The 17,735-nt window shown below is 64.3% G+C and carries 18 protein-coding genes; 9 read left to right on the forward strand and 9 right to left on the reverse strand.

What is annotated here, in order from left to right; all coding sequences use genetic code 11:
• The first annotated feature begins 317 nt into the window (after positions 1-317).
• The 6 genes from M1247_RS33980 (at position 318) to M1247_RS34005 (ending at position 5,337) form a co-directional block, all read left to right on the forward strand.
• Positions 318-1,058: a methylenetetrahydrofolate reductase gene (locus M1247_RS33980; protein WP_317160846.1), complete on the forward strand. Its 741-nt coding sequence runs from the start codon at positions 318-320 to the stop codon at positions 1,056-1,058.
• Positions 1,055-1,678, forward strand: a complete 624-nt coding sequence (locus M1247_RS33985) for a cyclodeaminase/cyclohydrolase family protein (RefSeq protein ID WP_317160847.1) — start codon at positions 1,055-1,057, stop codon at positions 1,676-1,678. The genes M1247_RS33980 and M1247_RS33985 overlap by 4 nt, the downstream gene beginning before the upstream one ends.
• The gene (locus tag M1247_RS33990) at positions 1,675-2,598 is read left to right on the forward strand and encodes a bifunctional 5,10-methylenetetrahydrofolate dehydrogenase/5,10-methenyltetrahydrofolate cyclohydrolase (RefSeq protein WP_317160848.1); all 924 of its coding nucleotides are present in this window, start codon (positions 1,675-1,677) and stop codon (positions 2,596-2,598) included. The genes M1247_RS33985 and M1247_RS33990 overlap by 4 nt, the downstream gene beginning before the upstream one ends.
• Positions 2,595-3,488, forward strand: coding sequence for a formyltetrahydrofolate deformylase (purU, locus tag M1247_RS33995; protein WP_317160849.1), 894 nt, complete (start codon positions 2,595-2,597; stop codon positions 3,486-3,488). The genes M1247_RS33990 and purU overlap by 4 nt, the downstream gene beginning before the upstream one ends.
• Before the next feature lie 65 nt (positions 3,489-3,553).
• Positions 3,554-4,372 carry a dihydropteroate synthase gene (gene folP, locus M1247_RS34000; RefSeq protein ID WP_317160850.1) on the forward strand — a complete coding sequence of 273 codons (819 nt, stop codon included), beginning with the start codon at positions 3,554-3,556 and terminating at the stop codon, positions 4,370-4,372.
• A complete protein-coding gene (locus M1247_RS34005) occupies positions 4,369-5,337 on the forward strand; it encodes a quinone oxidoreductase family protein (RefSeq protein WP_317160851.1) in 969 nt (322 codons plus the stop codon). The genes folP and M1247_RS34005 overlap by 4 nt, the downstream gene beginning before the upstream one ends.
• Here M1247_RS34005 and M1247_RS34010 read toward each other — a convergent pair.
• From M1247_RS34010 to M1247_RS34020, 3 genes are all read right to left on the reverse strand, one after another.
• Positions 5,303-5,968 carry a GntR family transcriptional regulator gene (locus tag M1247_RS34010; RefSeq protein WP_317160852.1) on the reverse strand — a complete coding sequence of 222 codons (666 nt, stop codon included), beginning with the start codon at positions 5,966-5,968 and terminating at the stop codon, positions 5,303-5,305. The two genes, M1247_RS34005 and M1247_RS34010, sit on opposite strands and share 35 nt — an antisense overlap.
• A 161-nt stretch (positions 5,969-6,129) precedes the next feature.
• Positions 6,130-7,155 carry an alpha/beta fold hydrolase gene (locus M1247_RS34015; RefSeq protein ID WP_317160853.1) on the reverse strand — a complete coding sequence of 342 codons (1,026 nt, stop codon included), beginning with the start codon at positions 7,153-7,155 and terminating at the stop codon, positions 6,130-6,132.
• Between the two features lie 34 nt (positions 7,156-7,189).
• Positions 7,190-8,038 (reverse strand): fumarylacetoacetate hydrolase family protein, encoded by an 849-nt coding sequence (locus tag M1247_RS34020; protein ID WP_317160854.1) that lies wholly within the window; start codon positions 8,036-8,038, stop codon positions 7,190-7,192.
• Positions 8,039-8,415: 377 nt separating this feature from the next.
• On the opposite strand from M1247_RS34020, the gene M1247_RS34025 reads away from it, so the two are divergent.
• Positions 8,416-8,883 carry a hypothetical protein gene (locus M1247_RS34025; RefSeq protein WP_317160855.1) on the forward strand — a complete coding sequence of 156 codons (468 nt, stop codon included), beginning with the start codon at positions 8,416-8,418 and terminating at the stop codon, positions 8,881-8,883.
• On the forward strand, positions 8,880-9,239 hold the full coding sequence (locus M1247_RS34030; protein ID WP_317160856.1) for a DUF732 domain-containing protein: 360 nt from the start codon (positions 8,880-8,882) through the stop codon (positions 9,237-9,239). The genes M1247_RS34025 and M1247_RS34030 overlap by 4 nt, the downstream gene beginning before the upstream one ends.
• Positions 9,240-9,243: 4 nt before the next feature.
• On the opposite strand, the gene M1247_RS34035 is transcribed toward M1247_RS34030, so the two are convergent.
• The 4 genes from M1247_RS34035 to M1247_RS34050 form a co-directional block, all read right to left on the reverse strand.
• On the reverse strand, positions 9,244-10,383 hold the full coding sequence (locus M1247_RS34035; protein WP_317160857.1) for an acyl-CoA dehydrogenase family protein: 1,140 nt from the start codon (positions 10,381-10,383) through the stop codon (positions 9,244-9,246).
• Positions 10,384-10,411: 28 nt separating this feature from the next.
• Entirely contained in the window at positions 10,412-11,851 is a 1,440-nt protein-coding gene (pntB, locus tag M1247_RS34040) for a Re/Si-specific NAD(P)(+) transhydrogenase subunit beta (RefSeq protein WP_317160858.1), read from the reverse strand.
• 35 nt (positions 11,852-11,886) lie between these two features.
• Entirely contained in the window at positions 11,887-13,410 is a 1,524-nt protein-coding gene (locus tag M1247_RS34045; protein ID WP_317160859.1) for a Re/Si-specific NAD(P)(+) transhydrogenase subunit alpha, read from the reverse strand.
• A gap of 77 nt (positions 13,411-13,487) precedes the next feature.
• A complete protein-coding gene (locus tag M1247_RS34050; protein ID WP_317160860.1) occupies positions 13,488-14,492 on the reverse strand; it encodes a magnesium transporter CorA family protein in 1,005 nt (334 codons plus the stop codon).
• 52 nt (positions 14,493-14,544) lie between these two features.
• Here M1247_RS34050 and M1247_RS34055 point away from each other — a divergent pair, with 52 nt between their 5' ends.
• Entirely contained in the window at positions 14,545-15,150 is a 606-nt protein-coding gene (locus tag M1247_RS34055) for a DUF3159 domain-containing protein (protein WP_317160861.1), read from the forward strand.
• Here M1247_RS34055 and M1247_RS34060 read toward each other — a convergent pair.
• Both M1247_RS34060 and M1247_RS34065 read right to left on the reverse strand, forming a co-directional pair.
• Complete coding sequence (locus M1247_RS34060) at positions 15,123-16,535, reverse strand: MFS transporter (protein WP_317160862.1); 1,413 nt, start codon at positions 16,533-16,535, stop codon at positions 15,123-15,125. The genes M1247_RS34055 and M1247_RS34060 overlap by 28 nt on opposite strands.
• Complete coding sequence (locus M1247_RS34065; RefSeq protein ID WP_317160863.1) at positions 16,532-17,647, reverse strand: FAD-dependent monooxygenase; 1,116 nt, start codon at positions 17,645-17,647, stop codon at positions 16,532-16,534. Before M1247_RS34065 ends, M1247_RS34060 begins: the two co-directional genes overlap by 4 nt.
• Positions 17,648-17,735 lie beyond the last annotated feature (88 nt).

Here is a 17,735-nt window from a genome sequence, read left to right on the forward strand (position 1 = left end):
GCCAATTCGCGAGAGAGAGCCGTCGGAAAGTGGACTTCCGTCTGTCGACATTCGGCTTTGCCGGTGGACCGCGACGCGAATATCGTAACCAGTATCCCGTTGTGGCACTGCCACACCCGATTCTCAATCGCTGGCGCAGTAAATAGCTGGGCCGCACATCCCAGTGGTGCCGAAAAGGAAAGGCGACTCGGTAGAACGTGACCGCTAATGGCTTCCAGCCCGAACCCCACGCAAGTACCGCAGGCAATCTGCAATCGCTCGTGCAAGCCGCTGCGATCGAGGTGATACCGCTACGGGGGGCCGAGGAGAAGGTGCGGATGGTGCCGGCCACCACGCCGATCACCATCACCTGCTCTCCGAAGTTCGGTTTGGACCGCACCCTGGAACACGTGGCTGCAGCGCGCCACAGTGGGCATCGAGTTGTCCCGCATCTCGCGGCACGAATGATCAGCGATGAGAAGGAGTTGCGCGAATTCGTTCGTCGTCTCGCCGATCTCGGAGTCGACGACCTGTATGTCATCGGGGGAGACGGCGAGACGCCGAGGGGACCCTTTGGCGAGGCCTACGACGTGCTGCGCGCATTGCAGGACATTGAACATCCGTTCGTCCGACTCGGAGTCGGATGCTATCCGGAGGGGCATCCACACATCAGTAAGGACGCCCTGATCGACGCTCTCGTGCGTAAGCAGGAGTATGCGCACTACATGGTGAGCCAGCTTTGTTTCGATTCTGCTGCGCTTCTGGACTGGACCAGGGAAACACGGGAATTCGGCGTCGACCTGCCGTTGCGGATAGGTCTTGCGGCGCCATTGCAAGCCCGTAAGTTGGTTGAGCTCAGCCTCAAGATCGGAGTCGGCTCGTCGGTGAAGTTCCTGACGAAGCAGCACGGCATCGTCGGGAATCTGCTTCTGGGGCGCGCGTATGAGCCCGCGCACCTTGTCGGCGACATCGTATCCGCACCCGATCTGGAAAGCCTCAATATCGAGGGCTTGCACATGTTCTCGTTCAATCAGGTCGATCTGACGGTCGATTGGCTGGCCACGAACGGACAGCGGTGACGACGTCAGAAGGCCCATTGCTCGCGGTATCCGTATCTGCTTTCGCGGAGATGGTCTCGGATGACAGTCCCGTGCCGGGCGGCGGTGCGGTGGCAGGCGTGGTGGCCGGATTGGGCGCAGCATTGGCGGCGATGGCGGGCCGGTTCGCCATCAAGTCAGCGACCGACTCGGCCGGACACCGCGTGCTGGTCGACCGGGCAGAAGAGTTGCGGAATCGATGCTGCAGCTTGGCCGATGCTGACGCGCGGGCATACACCGAGGTGGCCGCGGCTCAACGGATACCGGTGGACGACGGGGGCGATTCACGTCGCGAGGCGATGGCAGTGGCAAAAGCGGCTGCGGTCATCCCACCGTCGAAACTCGCCGACGCCGCCCGCGAGATCGCCGAAATCGGACTGGAGCTGGTCAATTCCGGTAGTCCACACCTTCGTTCAGATGCGTACGCCGCCTCGGTGTTCGCTTCCGCTGCGGCAAGCGTGGCAGCGGTCCTCGTCCGCGTCAATGCACGCGACGACGACATCCGGCTGACGCAAGCACATGCCGACGCCGCTGCCGCGGTACGTACCGCCAACCAGGCAGCCGGTGCGATGGGCCTGTCGGTTGAGGCGGTTCGGACGTGACTGCCGAAGTCATCGATGGAAGGAAGATCGCCGATGAGCTCAAGCGCGATGTCGCGCGCGATGTCGACGAGCTACGAGACTCGGGAATCTCGTGTGGTCTCATCACGATCCAGGTCGGGAACGACCCTTCGTCGCAGACTTACCGCTCCAGGTTGAGGAAGATCGGGGGCGAACTCGGCATCGACGTCACAGATGTCGTTCTTCCGGAAACCGTCGGCTGCGACGAGGTCATCGATGCGGTGCGGGCAGCCAACGCCAACCAGGCGACATCGGGAATCTTGATCCTCCGACCACTCCCCGGACATATCTCAGAGGCGGAAGTGTTTCGAGAACTGTCCCAGGTCAAGGACATCGAGGCTGTACACCCAGAAAACGCCGGCTTGTTGGCCCTGGGTGTGCCGCGCTACATCCCGTCCACGGCGGCATCGGTGTTCCATGTTCTGGACGAGTGGCTGACACAGGCAGGCGAGTGCAAGAGCAGCTTCTACCATCGCGCTCGCATCGTCGTCGTCGGACGATCGAACAACGTGGGCAAACCGCTTGTGTCGTTGGCATACGCACGCCAGGCAGCTGTCGAATCCGTCGACGAATGGGCAAGTCACACTGGGCGCCTGAGTGCGCACACCCGTCGCGCCGACGTTCTCATCTGTGCCGCAGGCGTGCCCGGACTGATCCAAGCCGAGCATGTTCGCGCCGGCGCGATCGTCCTCGACGTTGGCATCAATCTGGACGTCGATCCGGTCAGCGGTGCGACGCGCATAGTCGGCGACGTTGCGTTCGACGCGGTACTCAATCGCGTGCGCGCGATCACACCTGTACCGGGAGGCATCGGACCGGTCACCGACGTGTGGCTGATGCGAAATGTCGTCGCGGCGGCGAGGGATTGCATGTCGACGGCATTCAGGAAGGGCAGACGATGACGATTTCCGGATTGCCTCCCAGCGGAACCCAGCGCCGCACAGGCTATTTGCTGACACTGTCGTGCCCCGACCGGATGGGAATCGTCTACGCGATCTCTGAGTTTCTGTTCAGACGGAACTGCACCCTGGTGGAAAGTCAACAGTTTGTCGATCGTGACAAAGGCGTGTTCTTCATGCGGATCCACTTCGCGCGCGGCAATGACGGCGTCACAGACATCGAAGCGTTGCGCACCGAATTCGCCGATGTGGCAGCAACCTTTGCGATGAACTGGCGGCTCGTTGACGCTTCGCTGCGTCAACGGGTCATCATCATGGTCAGCAAGTACGGTCACTGCCTCAACGACCTCCTGTTCCGCGCCGACACCGGTGAACTCGGCATTGACGTCGTCGCGGTCGTCTCCAACCATCCTGATCTTGGAGGTCTCGCCGACAACTACGACGTGCCCTTCTATCACGTGCCCGTCACCGCGCAGACCAAGCAGGCGGCCGAAGACCGCCTCGTCGAGTTGATCAACGACCTCGATGTCGACTTGACGGTGCTGGCCCGCTACATGCAGATCCTGTCGACGGATCTGTGCAAGACGCTTGAGGGACGCGCCATCAACATCCATCACTCGATGTTGCCCAGCTTCAAGGGTGCACGTCCGTATCACCAGGCTTACGACCGAGGGGTGAAGCTCATCGGTGCTACTGCGCACTACGTTACCGGCGACCTCGATGAGGGGCCGATTATCGAGCAGGAGGTACGCAGGGTCGACCATTCGATGAGCGCTGGGGAGGTGACGACCATGGGTCGTGACAACGAGTGTCTGGCGCTGGCCCGCGCCGTGAGATGGCACACCGAGAACCGGGTGCTGTTGCACGGCCATCGAACGGTCATATTCGAATGACCAGTGTCTCGGCGCCGACGAGTATCGCGTCGCCTGTGTATCCCCACACCGGCGGGTGTTCGATCATGGGCATCTTGAATGTCACACCCGACTCCTTTTCCGATGGCGGACGCTATCTGGCCGTCAACGACGCTGTCGAGCACGGCTTGTCGATGATCCGTCACGGAGCTGACGTCGTCGATGTCGGGGGCGAGTCGACCCGACCGGGTGCACAGCGGATCACCGAATCCGAAGAGTTACGTCGTGTGCTGACGGTTGTCAGGGCTTTGGCCGGGGCAGGTATTCCGGTCACGATCGACACAATGCGCAGTCGAGTCGCCGCGGCGGCACTCGCAGCCGGAGCTGTCGGGGTGAACGATGTCAGCGGCGGCCTTGCCGATCCCGATATGCCCGCGTTCATCAGCGATGCGCGGGTCCCCTATGTCCTCAGTCACTGGCGGGCGGCCAACGGCGTCCTGTCCCGCCATGCGGAGTATCAAGACGTCGTCGGCGATGTGATCACCGACCTGCGCCGGCGTCTCGACGTATTCGAATGTGCCGGTGCCGACTTGGATCGAATCGTCATCGACCCCGGGCTCGGCTTCGCCAAGACGGCCGGGCACAATTGGCAGATCCTGCGGCGGCTGGGTGAAATTCGTGGCATCGGACACCGCGTGCTGATCGGCGCGTCTCGAAAGTCATTCCTGCGCAATCTCCTGGCCGCCGATGATGGAGGCGTGACCCCTCGGGATCTGGATGCCGCGACCGCGGTTGTCTCTGCTCTGGCAGCGGCGGCGGGCGCTTATGGCGTTCGGGTTCATGACGTCACATCGACGGCGCTGGCACTCAAGACGTCGGCAGCGTGGGTAGCCGGTGACAGCATCACGAGAGGGAAATTCACATGAAGGCAGCAGTTCTCAGCGAGTACGGTGTCCCGCGCTACGGCGACTTTCCCACCCCGACCGCTCAACCCGGGAGTGTGGTCGTCGACGTCCGCGCCGCGTCGCTGAATGCGATCGACGTTGCGCTCGCTGCAGGCCGTCATCCCCTCGCACCCAAAGAACTGCCGGTCGTCGCAGGTATTGAGGGCATCGGGACCGTGGACGGCCACAAACGCATCTACTTCGTGCGACCAACGCCTCCATACGGATCGATGGCTGAAACCACATTGGTGCCAGAGAACAACATTCTCGATGTGCCGGACGGAATCGACGATGCGCGCGCTGCGGCACTGGGCAACGGCGGGATGGCTGCGTTGATGCCGTTGCGGGATTGCGCGGCGATTCGCGAGGGTGAAAGCGTCCTTATTCTCGGCGCAACCGGTGTGGTTGGTCAGCTGGCGGTGCAATGCGCGTCCGCGCTCGGTGCTGGACAGATCGTTGCCGCCGGGCGAAGTGCCGAAGCTCTCAGTGTGTGTGCGGCGCAAGGTGCTACATCTCAGATCGTGCTCGATGATCACACGCCACCTGAAGAGCTACGCGCGTCCGTTCCGGCCGGATTCGACGTCGTCATCGACTATGTCGGCGGAGCACCGGCTGCGGCCGCCTGCCGTTCGCTGGCGCCGCGCGGGCGGCTCGTACAGGTCGGCGATCGGGCAGGAGCCGAAATACCACTGCCGGTTGCTCCCCTGAGGGTAAGCGGTGGTTCGGTAACCGGCTTCATGCAAACGCATTACGGCATGGAAGCGATGCGGTCGGCATACGAGACGTTAGTGCGCTGGACCCTCGAGGCCCGAATCGTGGTGGCGACGTCGACGACGGCGCTGCACGATCTGGAACTCGCCTGGCAGGCATATGGCGGAGCGCGCGAGAAAGCGGTACTGCTGGTGAGTGACGCTAGGCGTCTGGCTCGACGTGGAGAAACTCGGTAAGCAACACCTTCGTGGTCGTTCGGAAGTGCAGCTCGAGCAGTGCCAAGCTCACGTCGACGTCGCGCGCCAGTGCGGCGTCCATGAGTTGTGCGTGCTCAGCGGCGATATCGCGAGTGCCCTCCACCCACGGCGCCGTGAGACGTCGATAGAGACGGCTCGCGTCGAACAGCGACGAGCAGAGGTCCAAGACGACAGGCATGTCACAACCGTCGATCAGCGCGTAGTGGAAGCGACGGTGAGCTTCCTCCCAAACTTCGTTGCTGCCGTCGAAGTCGGTCGGTGTGACGGCCAACGTGTGATGCGCTGCCACAACCTCTGATTCCCACGCCACGTTTCCCCGCTCAATGGCACGGCGCAATGCGAATGATTCAACCATCACTCTCAGATCGGTGAGGTCGCGTAACGCCTTCTCGCTGACGGGTACGACCTGAAAACCCCGATTCGGCTGGCTGAGCACAAGACGTTGCTCAGCCAGCCTCGCCAGGGCTTCGCGCACCACACTCAAACTGACGCCGTACTGTTCGCGCAACTCATTGGGCTTGAGTTTCTGCCCCGGCTTGAAGTGGCCGGCCAGGATAGCAGCGCGGATAGCGTCGTAAACCTGTCCGCTGCGCGTCTGCGTGATCGCCACTCCGTACTCCCCAAATGATGTGTGTCCGGGTTCGATGCCCGTCATTGTGCAACGATCGCCGGAAAGACCTACGTGTGATCGATTCTAAAGCAATGATCAGACAATGTCCGGTGGCCTCGGTCACTTTGAGAGGATGGGCGATCAATCCAGCTTCGTTGCGTTCACGGGTTACCGACAAACTCGGTGATCACTTCGACCGTCTCCTCAACCGCTTCGAAGGTCCAGAAGTGACCGGCGTCGAACAGGTGCACGCCGCTGCCGTCGGGCAGACGACGGAGGACGTCCGGATCAACATAGAACTCCCTCGGTTGCAACGGGTCATCGGCGCCTTGAAGCAGCATGACGGGGCAGCGCCACTGATCAATCAGTGAGTGTCTGCGATCAATCCATTCCTGTCGGAATGATGAAGAGTTGAAGTACCGGGGAACCGCGGCGGCTATGCCTGGATAGCTGAACTCCTGAACGGTGCGGCGTAGATCATCGATCGCGACCTCGCGTTCGGTGAGCAGCGCATAGGCCGTGGACACGAAACCCGCGGCATCCGAGAGGATCTGGTGTGCAGCGGGCGAGGTGAACATCGCCTCCTGGGGGTGCAGCATAGGATTGAGATGCCAAAGATGTTGCTGCCCACGTCCGTATCGGGTTACCCGGTCACCGAGCGTGGCCACGATGTGGTCGGCTGGGGGAGTGCCTCGATCGTGGGTGATAAGGCTGAACTCTCCGAGTCCGAGTTCGTCGAACAAGGCGATCAGTTGGGTGGCAACACCGGACTGGCGGTAGTCGCCGGTCCGCTTGTCGGACTGGCCGTAGCCTTTGAGGTCGACGGCAATGCAGTGATGCGTATCGCCGAGCGCCTCGATGACATGGTGCCATTCCCACCATGAGTCGGGAACGCCATGCAGGAAGACGACAGTAGGAGCGCTCCTTTCGCCTGCCTCGACGAGGTGCCAACGCACGGTTTCACTGTCCCCGGGGGCGTCGATGAATCGATGCGTCACGGCGACCGCGCCGAGGTGCTCGACATCCCCATCAGCATCGGGCTCGGGTGCTTCTACCTCGCGCAGTTGTTCGAGTAAGGCTGCCACGGGCGGCAACTCGTGTGCCCCGGCGCCGATCGCCTCCATCCCGCCAAGGCCGTCCTTGAGAAGTCGGGCAGGAGGCTCGGTGTAACTGTCATCGGCTGTCATTTCGCAGTGTGCCTTTCTGTTGGGGCAGTTCTGTTCAGGAAAACGTCGTCCTCAGCTCGCCGATGTTCTCGGCCGATGTGATGAGTACGTCGTCGGGGTTCAGAAACCTCGGCGGGGTGCGCACGGCGCCAACACCCGCAGGCGTCCCCGTGAAAATCAAGTCACCGGGCCACAGGGTGCACACCGACGACAAATTCTCGATCAGAGTTGCGATCGGGAAAATCAGGTCCGATGTGCGGCCCTGTTGGAGGAGCTCTCCGCTCTCCAACCTGCATGAGATCTCGATGTCGTCAGGATCATCGAACTCGTCGACCGTGACGATGTGGGGACCTATCGGACCGAAACTCGGGAAGGACTTCCCCATCGAGAACTGCGGCGCGTCGCCGGCGAGCTGAAGTTGGCGTTCCGATAGGTCCTGTCCCACCGTGAGACCCGCGACATAGGCCCAAGCGTCGTGTTCGGCCACCTTGTGTGCAGTTCGGCCCATCACTACGACCAGCTCCGCTTCCCAATCGACATTGCCATCGGGTAGCACGACGCTGCACACGGGGTCGGCGATGCACGACGGGAACTTCGTGAAAACGAGCGGTTGTCGCGGGAGTGCCATGCCCGCTTCCGTAGCGTGCGACCGGTAGTTCAGGCCGACGGCGAACACCTGCCGTGGGAACGGTACGGGGGCGCCAAGCAGTGGAGCTTCGTCGGTTCGGGGTGATAACACGTCGTTGTTCACGTCGCGGGTGGTCGCCCATTGCATCAACGACGCCCAGTCGTCGAAAGCATCTTGCGGCGAGGACCCGAACTGTCCGCCCGATGACTTCTCGACGTCGACGAAACCTTGCCGTTCGACCAAGGTCAGCCGACCGTCGACGTTTGCGATACGCACAGCGTTTACTCCTCTCGGTCCACGTGAATTCCCACATGGCTAGAATAATCGATCATAATCATATAGTCGGTTAAATGGCGAGAGGAGAGCGTTGGGGATGGTAGCCGCGGACCCGGTCTATATTCAGGCAAGCCAACACGAATGGGTTGGCTTCCCATGTTGAGAACGCTCGCCTGCGACGGGTTGTGTCGGCCCATCGGCAGTGAAAATCGATTTTTGCCGCCTGCGGCGCACCCGGTAGCGAGCGAAGGTGCTGACGCAGTCGCGACATGCGCGCGGGTGAATCGCACCTGTCAACGGTGTTCAGTCTGATGAAATCCGTTGCGCCGCCACGCATCAACGGGCTCTATCGCGTATCGGCAGCCCAACGGACGTTCATGGTGATCGTCGTCATCGGTCTGGCGTTTTGGTTGGGAGTGCGTCTCGATCAGCCGTTCGCGTTTTCGGCAATTGCCAGCACTGTTGCGATCGTGTTCCATGCGGCGGCGCGACGTGCGGTGGATCTTCGGCGAATCGCCAAGTGCTATGCGGCTGGTTTGTTCATCTCGGTCGTCGTGTCGGTCGGTGGCCACCTGTGCGGTCTTCCGCCCCTGCTCGGTCCCTCGCTGGGCAGCGCTGTCGTTGCCGTGACGCCCCTTGGCCGCATACATCCTCCGACGGCATGTATTCCGTTGGCAGTCATTGTGACCGCGAAAGCCGGCATCGCCGAACTCGGACTGAGATGGCTGCTGTTCGCAAGCTTTGCGTATTTCTGTCTTGGCCTGCTCGCCATGTTGGCCCGTCCGCTTCGTGATCCGAACGCCACACCAGTATCGAAACGACCAGCTAGGAGCAGCCGGACATGACCCTTCGCTACGCACTGATCGGCAGGACCCTTGCCGTCGCGACCCTTGCCGGCGTCGCCTGGGCGCCAGCAGCCCATGCCGTCCCCGGCCCCGAGGTGGAATACACCTATGACGTCATAGTGCGGCGACACTTCGACTTTCCCAACAATGATGCGATCGGCTATGGCTATGCGATCTGCGACAAGGTAGCTCGGGGTGAGCCATACAGCTCCGTCATGACTGACGTGAAGGCTGATGTCAGGCCCAATGACGAGCAGGCGGCCAATTATGTCGTCACCAACGCGGTCGGCATCTTGTGTCCGGCCCAGATCTGGCAATTGCGGAACTCTGCGGCAGGATATCGGCCATCGGCGTAGGCCGTCAGGAATTCAGCCCGCGGGCGATGACCAGGCGCTGAATCTGGTTGGTACCTTCGAAGATCTGGGTGATCTTGGCCTCCCGCATGTATCGCTCGACGCGGAAGTCCCGGGTGTAGCCGACACCGCCGAGCACCTGCACGGCGTCGGTGGTGACCTTCATCGCGGCGTCGGTGGCGAGCAGTTTGGCCACGCTGGCCTGCGCTGAGTAGGGCAGGCCACGGTCGCGCCTGCGGGCGGCATCCAGGTAGGTGGCGCGGGCACTGATCACTGCGGCCGCCATGTCGGCGAGCAGGAATCCGAGGCCCTGGTGATCGATGATCTTGCGGCCGAACGTCGTCCGCTCATGGGCGTACCGGACCGCCTCGTCGAGCGCCGCTTGCGCGATCCCGACCGCCACCGCGGCGATACCCAGCCGGCCGGAATCCAACGCGGAGAACGCGATCGATAACCCCTGGCCCTCTTCGCCGATCAACCGGTCGGCGTCGAGGACGGCGTTGTCGTAGTACGCCGAGGTGGTCGGGACTGCGTGCAGACCCATTTTCTCCTCGGGCTTGCCGAAGCTCAGGCCGCCGAGATCACCAGGCACGAGGAAGCATGAGATGCCCTTCGAGCCTTCACCGGTACGCGCGAACAAGGTGTAGAAGTCGGCCTTGCCGCCGTGGGTGATCCAGGATTTGGCGCCGTTGAGCACATATCCGTCGTCGGCACGGGTGGCCTTGCAACTCAAAGCCGCGGCGTCGGATCCGGCCTGTGGTTCGGACAGGCTGTAGGCGCCGATCTGCTCACCGGAGAGCATGCCGGGCAGCCAGCGGGTCTTCTGCTCGTCACTGCCGAACACCAGAAGTGGATGTGAGGACAGACTGTGCACACTCACCGCGACCGCGATGGCCGCCCAGCGTGCGGCGATCTCCTCGAGCACCTGCAGGTACACCTCGTAGGGCTGTCCGCCGCCGCCCCACTGTTCGGGTTGGGGCAGGCTCAGCAGGCCTGCCGCACCGAGTTGCCCGAACACGCCGTCGGGGTAGGTCTCGGCCTTCTCGTGCTGGTCGACGATCGGGTCGAGCACCTTGTCGGCGATGTCGCGGGTGAGTGCGATGAGCTCGTGCGCTTCATCTGAGGGGAGGAGGCGGTCCACCGGCATAGTTGGACATCCTAGTTTCTATTCGAGGCTAGACGCGTTCCCCGACAGGCAGTGCCGCGAGGATGTCGTTGACGCGGTCGCGGGCGTCGCCGAAGAGCATCTGGGTGTTCTCGCGGAAGAACAGTGGGTTCTGCACACCGGCGTAGCCCGAGGCCATCGAGCGCTTGAACACGATCACGTGATCGGCGTTCCACACCGTGAGCACCGGCATGCCGGCGATCGGGCTGCCGGGATCCTCGGCGGCGGCAGGGTTGACGGTGTCGTTGGCCCCGATCACGAGCACCACCGAGGTGCCGTCGAAATCATCGTTGATCTCGTCCATTTCGAGCACGATGTCGTAGGGGACCTTGGCCTCGGCGAGCAGCACGTTCATATGGCCGGGCAGGCGGCCTGCGACGGGGTGGATGCCGAAGCGCACGTTGACACCGCGCTCGCGCAGCTTGCGCGTCAGGTCCGCGACGCCGTACTGGGCCTGGGCCACGGCCATGCCGTAGCCGGGGGTGATGATCACCGAGTCGGCGTGGCTGAGCAGTTCGGCGGCGCCCTCGGCGTTGATCTCGCGGTGCTCGCCGTAGTCCTTGTCCTCGGCGGGGCCGGCCTCGATGCCGAAGCCACCTGCGATCACCGAGATGAAGGAGCGGTTCATCGCCTTGCACATGATGTAGGACAGGTAGGCACCGGAGGAGCCCACGAGTGCGCCGGTGATGATGAGCAGGTCGTTGCCGAGCAGGAAGCCCGAGGCTGCTGCGGCCCAGCCGGAGTAGCTGTTGAGCATCGAGACCACCACGGGCATGTCGCCGCCACCGATGGAGGCCACCAGGTGCCAGCCCAGCAGCAGCGCGAGCACGGTGACCACGACCAGCAGCCACAGGTGGGGCTCGATGACGAACCAGACCGTCAGCGCGGCGAATACGACCAGCGCGCCGACATTGAGGAAGTTCTTGCCCGGCAGCATCAGGGGCGCGGACTTCATCCGGGCCGAGAGCTTGAGGTTGGCCACGATCGACCCGGTGAAGGTGACCGCACCGATGAACACACCGATGAACACCTCGGCCGAATGGATGCCGAGCATGCCTTCGCCGCTCAGGGTGGCGGCCTCGGCGCCTGCGAGGTCGTTTTCGACGTGCAGGTAGCCGTTCCAGCCGACCAGCACCGCGGCCAGGCCGACAAAAGAGTGCAGCAGGGCGATGAGTTCTGGCATGCCGGTCATCTCGACCACCCGCGCGCGCCACAAGCCGATCGCGGCGCCGATGATCATCGCCCCGATCAGCAGGGCCAGGCCCAGCGGTTCGATCTCGCGGTCGAAGGCCAGGGCGATCGTGGCGATCAGGGCTACCGCCATGCCGACGATGCCGAACGTGTTGCCGGCCCGCGATGTCTCGTGTTTGGACAGGCCGGCCAGGGCGAGGATGAACAGCAGGGCTGCGATGACGTAGGCCGCGGTGGCAACGTTTTCTAAGGTGAGCATGGAATCCGTTCCAGGGGGTTTCGTGGGGGCAGGCTCTAGCTGCGGGAGAACATCGCGAGCATGCGGCGCGTGACCGCGAAGCCGCCGAAGACGTTGATGCTGGCCAGCAGGATCGCCGCGCAGGACAGCACGGTGATCGGCAGGTTGCCGTGGCCGATCTGCAGCAGTGCGCCCACCACGATGATTCCTGAGATGGCGTTGGTCACCGACATCAGCGGGGTGTGCAGCGCGTGGTGCACATTGCCGATGACGTAGTAGCCGATGACGATCGCCAGGGCGAACACCGTCAGGTGGACCTGCAGCGCCGCGGGTGAGATCGCGATCAGCGCGAAGATGGCCGCCGCGACGGCGAAGGTCACCCCGAGGCGGCGCCCGGTGGTCATCGGCTGCTTCTCTTCCTTGGCCACCGGGGTCGCGGCGGGCTGCGCCGCCGGGGCCGCGGAAACCTGCACCGGCGGTGGCGGCCAGGTGGACTCGCCGTCGCGGACCACGGTCATCGACCGTTGCACCACATCGTCGAAGTCCAGGACGACCTTTCCGTCCTTCTCCGGGGTCAGCAGCTTGAGCAGGTTGACCAGGTTGGTGCCGTACAACTGGGATGCGGTGGCGGGCAGTCGCCCGGCCAGGTCGGTGTAGCCGATGATCGTCACGCCGTTGTCGGTGACGATGGCCTGATCCTTGACGGTGCCCTCGACGTTTCCACCATTGGCGGCGGCCATATCGACGATCACACTGCCCGACTTCATCGACGCGACCATCTCGGCGGTGATGATGCGGGGCGCCGGGCGCCCCGGGATCAGTGCGGTGGTGATGATGATGTCGACGTCCTTGCACGTCTCGGCGTACAGCGCCGCCTCGCGCTCCTTGTAGTCCTCGCCCATCTCCTTGGCGTAGCCGGTGGCCGACACCTCCGCCGCCGCCGGGTCCACCGCCAGGTACTCCCCGCCCAGGGACCTGACCTGATCGGCGACCTCGGGTCGCGGATCGGTGGCCCGCACGATCGCGCCCAGGCTGCCTGCCGCACCGATGGCCGCCAGACCGGCCACACCGGCCCCCACCACCAGCACCTTGGCCGGGGGCACCTTGCCCGCCGCGGTCACCTGACCGGTGAAGAACCGGCCGAAACTGTGCGCGGCCTCCACCACTGCGCGGTACCCGGCGATGTTGGCCATCGACGACAACACATCCAGCGACTGGGCCCGCGAAATACGCGGGACCGCATCCATGGCCAGCACCGTGATGGGGCGGGTGGTCAGCTTCTCGACCAGTTCGGGCTTCAACCCGGGCGAGATCAACCCGACCAGCATCGCGCCGTCACGCAGGGCGGCGATTTCGGCATCCTCCGGTGCATTCACCTTGAGCACCACATCGGCGTCCCACGCCGGGCCGATATCGGCGCCGGCCGCGACGTAGGCACCGTCGGCGAAACTGGAGGCCGCGCCGGCCCCGGATTCCACGACAACGGTGTATCCGAGCTTGATCAGCTGCCCGACGGTCTGTGGTGTGGCGGCGACGCGCGTCTCACCCGGTAGAGACTCGCGGGGTATCCCGATGATCATTGGAAGAGTCTTGCATCCGCGCCTGGCCATGCCGCGTGCCCCCTCTGGGGCTGAGCGGTGTGCTCAGCACTGAATCGCTACAGCCAGTCGCGCCGCTTGAACATGATGTACAGCAAGATCACAAGGACGACGATCAGTGCTGAGCTGGCGACGAAGCCCACCACGGTATTGATCCCCGGATACACGACGTTCTGGCCGTAGAACCCGGTGATCGCCGTCGGCACCGCGATGATCGCGGCCCAGCCGGTGAGCTTCTTCATCACGGTGTTCAGCCGCGCGTCCTGAAGCGACAGGTTGGTCTCGAACACCGTGGTGACCATGTCGCGCAGGGATTCGGTCCACTCCGACGCGCGCAGCACGTGGTCGTACAGATCGGCGTAGCGCGGGTCGAGTTCGGGGGAGATCTGGGCGTCGAGGCGGCGGTGCTGGATGGTGCTGACCACCTCGCGCATCGGCAGCACCACGCGCCGCAGCTCCACCAGGTCCTTGCGGAAGCGGAAGGTGCGCCGCTGCAGGCCGTGCCGGGGCCCACCATCGGCGAACAACTCGTCCTCGAGAGATTCGATGCCGTCATCGAGGGCCTGGACGGCGTCGAAATGCCCGTCCACCACGACGTCGAGCAAGCCGTGCACGAGAGCCCCGACGCCATATTCCTGGCCGCCGAGTTCGTCGAAGCGCCGCGACACGTCATCGGCGTCAAATTCGGCGGCCGGGGTATCGACAGACGGGAGCCGCACGGTGATCAGCCCGCGCGGCAGGACGAACGCCGAGATGCGGTGCTTGACCAACGCCGAGACCGTGTCGTCATCGGTAGCGGCGATGTCGACGGCGTAGACCGTGAAGAACGTATGGGTGTGGTAGACCGAGGCTTTCGTGCGCTCCTTGGGAGCGATGGCATCCTCGACCGCCCAGAGATTGAGTCGCAGTTCCTCGGCCAGCTCGCGCAGTGTCTCGTGGTCGGGATCGTAGATATCGACCCATAGCAGGGTGTCCTCGCTGTCCAGGTGGTCCGAGATCCCCGAGAACGTGAATTCGTCGACGGGTTGCCCGGACCGCCAGACCTGCCCCCGCACGTGCGTCATGAGCTCTGAGTCAACCACGCCTACCCAGCGCCGCTCGGTACTCTCGGTGGGCATGACGAACTCGCCGTTGGACGGCCTGCTCGCCCGCACAGGCGGTGTCCGCGGACTCATCTCGTCGTCGCTTCCGGTGACGACCTTCGCATTCACCTCGACAGCGTTCGGGCGGATACCGGCAGTCGTCGCGGCGTTGGTCACTGCCGCGATCGTGCTGATCTGGCAGATCGCACGGCGAGAATCCACGCGCCCAGCCCTGTTGGGGTTCGCCGGCGTGGCACTGTGCGCGGCGCTGGTGTTCGCGACCGGCAGGACGAAAGACTTCTACCTGCCCGGCATCTGGATCTCGCTCGTGATGGCCATGGTGTTCACCGGTTCGCTGCTGATCGGGCGCCCGCTCGTCGGAGTGGTGTGGGCGTGGGCTACCGGTCGTGACGACAGCTGGCGCCGGGTCCGCCGGGTGCGTCGGGCATTCGCACTCGTCACCCTTGTCATGGCAGTGACCTCGGCTTCCCGGTTCGCCGTACAGAACCACCTTTATGACACCGACCAGACCAACCTCCTGGCGGTGGCCCGTATCGCGATGGGCTGGCCGTTGTTCGTGGTGACCACCACGGCGGCGCTGTTGAGCATCCGCTACGCGATGCGGGCTCTGCCCCGGTAAAACTCACGCGCCAGCGTGATTGCGGGCAGCGCGGCGAGGGTGAAGAGCGCCGCGGCCATGAGGACGTAGAGGTGAACGCCGGTGGCCGTGCTCACCGGGGCACCGTCGACGAAGGCGCCGGGTACCTGGGTGGCCTTGAGCACTTCGCCTCCGGCGACATTGACGACGACCGATCCGAGGGCGAGTACGACGGACACCAGGCCGGCGATGGTCCCCTGTCGCTCGGGTGCTACGAGATCGGTCGCCAGGTTGTACCCGGACGCGCCGATCGCCCCCGCCGCGATACCGAGCATGGTGCCGCAGGCGACCGCCAGCGGGAGCGCTGATACACCCGCCAGCATCGCGAAGGTCGCCACTGCGCCGACGGCGATGCCGCCGAGGAGCGGCACCGAGGGACCGAACCGGCCCGCGATCCAGCCCGAGCAGACGCCGCCGATCACAATGCCGACATTGGGCGCGGCGAGCAGTATTGCCACGGCTTCTCCGTGCCCCAGCCCGTAGCCCAGCCCCACCTCGGGAGGCACCTGGGCGATGATGCCCGTCAGTTGCAGCATGCTCCGGAAGGCGCCTGCCGCCAGAACCAGGGCCAGCAGCGTCAGCAGGATGGGGCGGTGCAGAGCCCGGATGTCGATGATGGGTTCGTCGTTCCGCAGCGCGGAGAACGCCCAAGCGGCCAGCGCGGCGGCACCGGCCACCAGCAACGCGATCATGTTCCCTGACAGCCAGCCGAATTCCCGCCCGAGGCTGATGTAGGCCAGGATCCCGCCGAGACCGCCGCCGAGCAGGAGCGCCCCGCTTACGTCGATGCGGCCGGGACTGCGGATCGGCGACTCCGGGATGATGACACGCACGCAGAGCGCTGCCACCGCGGCGAGCAGCGCCGCCGCAATGAACACACTGCGGTAGCCGAACAGGTCGATGACCGGTTTCATCAGGAACGGCTCGAGGATTCCGACGATCGACGAACCGGACGTCACGAGTCCGACCACGGCCATCGCCACCCGCGGGGTGCAGATCTGACGGGCGAGGGCCACCGTGAGGAAGACGGCCGCGAAGGCGGCGCCCTGGAGCATGCGGCCCGCCAGGAAAATCCAGAGGTTGGGGGCAGCGAGGCAGACCAACGCTCCCGCGCAGGCGAGCAGCAGCGTGGCGACGAGCACCCGGCGCTTGCCGAAGATGTCGGAACTCTTGGCCAGCAGCGGAGACCAGATGGCACCGGCCAGCATCGCGCTGGCATTGAGCCACGCGGCCTGATCGGTGTCGAAATGATCCAGCAACTGGGGCAGCACCATCATCGGTGAGCCGATGGCCATGTCGGCGAGGACGTTGGCGAGGATCAGGACGGCGACCCAGACGATGAGTCGCCTGCTCCACGTGTCGTTCACTGATGTCCGCTGCTCTGCAGACGCGTGTTGCGGGCGGCGATCTCGGCCCAGGTGGCGGGCAGCAGATGGTCGCGGCCACGGTCGACGATCCCCTGGGCGAAGGTGACGTGGGGACGCTGCCGGGCCTCGTACCGTTCGAACGCGGCAGTGAGGTCGGCGATGTGCGCCTGGCCGCCCGCCTGCAGCTCCTCGGCGAGAAAGTGGGCTCCGGTGAGCGCGAGTGAGGTGCCCCGGCCGGACAGGAAGGCCGGGCAGTACCCCGCGTCCCCGATGAGGGCGACGCGGCCGCGGTGCCAGGAGGGCAGATGGATCTGGCTCGCGGCGTCGAAGAAGAATTCGGGGTCGGCGCGCGCCGCGTCGAGCAACTGGGGGATCTTCCACGAGCTGTGGCCTGCGAACGCGTCGAGGAGGATCTGCTTCTGGGCCTCCAGATCGCGGTGGTCATAGTCGAGCGGTTCGGACCGGAACTCGAAGACCGCGACGGTCTTGTTCTTGTACCGGAAGATGCCGGCCAGCCGGTCGGGGACGTTGTAGATGGAATTGGCGTGCTCGGACCACACGTCGGCGGGGAGGTTCGCGAGAGCGAAGTACACACCCAGGTGGCGCAGGTAGTCCTGTTCGGGTCCGAACACCAGACTGCGGACCGCGGAGTGCTGGCCGTCGGCCCCGAGCACGAGGTCATACCGTCCGGTGCGGCCCGATTCGAATCCGACGTGTACGTCGTCGCCGTCGTCGGTCAGTGTCTGGATCGAGTCGCCGAAGCGGATCGTCACGGCGTCCGGCAGCGCGTCGGCAAGGATGCGCACGAGATCTTCGCGCAGGATCTCGATGTCGTCGGAACCGTTGTCCGCCAAAGGAACCCTGCCCACGGGCGCGCCGTCGGCGTCGACGAACCGGCTCGACTCGGACATCTGGAGCCGATGCGCGTGGATTTTCTCGAGCAGTCCCATCCTGTCCACGGTCTCGATCGCCTCGCCGCGGATGTCGACGGGCGTGCCTTCGAGCCGGAAGTGGTCGGCGTATTCGACGACGGTGACGTCGTGGCCGCGCCGACCGAGTCCGAGGGCGCCTGTGAGCCCGGCGATACCGGCGCCCGAAATGAGGACGTGCATGGTGTGTGTCCCGACTTTCTTTAAAGCGACAAATTGTCGCTTTAAGAAATGCTAACCACGATTGGCTTGCACCGCAACGCCCGACCTG

Origin of the sequence: Mycobacterium appelbergii (genome assembly GCF_032883035.1) — a bacterium.
GTDB lineage: Bacteria > Actinomycetota > Actinomycetes > Mycobacteriales > Mycobacteriaceae > Mycobacterium > Mycobacterium appelbergii.